1 protein-coding gene is annotated in these 620 nt (G+C 49.8%); it reads right to left on the reverse strand.

Going from position 1 to position 620, the window contains the following annotated elements; genetic code table 11:
- A partial coding sequence (locus tag QN359_RS19805; RefSeq protein ID WP_323493424.1) for a DDE-type integrase/transposase/recombinase occupies positions 1–620 on the reverse strand: 620 nt, incomplete at both ends.

The raw sequence follows: 620 nt of genomic DNA on the forward strand, positions 1-620 counted from the left end.
TTGCGCTGTGCCAGAATCACTTGATCACGTCCCTGATGGCGTTCTGCTGGCGTCACGAACTGAATGCCACTATGCCGATGCTCGTGGCTGTACCACTGAATAAAACGCTGCACCCAACGCCGTGCTTCTTCAATACTGGCAAATCCGGCCTGCGGCCATTGCGGCCAGTATTTCATCGTGCGGAATAAGGATTCTGAGAACGGGTTGTCGTTACTGACTCGTGGTCGGCTATGCGATGGACTCACCTTCAGTTCTTCCATTTTGGCTTTCAATGTATAGCTTTTCATCGGTGCGCCATTATCCGAATGCAGCACCAATGGCGTAGTCATACAGCCTTGTCCCATCACCGTTTTTTGCAATAATTCTGCCGCCAGTTCACCGCTTTCTTCGCCGTGAACTTCCCATCCGACCGGGTAACGACTGAATATATCCTCGATTAAATACAGTTTGTAAAACAGGCCTTTTGTTTTTGTCGGTAAAAAAGTAATGTTCCATGACCATACCTGATTTGGTGCGGTAGCATGATGCGTCGTTGGTTTATTCACCTTACGTGGTGCCGCTGCACGGCCTCGCCGATACAGCAGCGAGTGCGCTTTCAGAATCCGATACATGGTCGATTC

It is taken from the genome of Undibacterium sp. 5I2, assembly GCF_035019605.1.
Classification (GTDB): Bacteria; Pseudomonadota; Gammaproteobacteria; order Burkholderiales; family Burkholderiaceae_D; genus Undibacterium.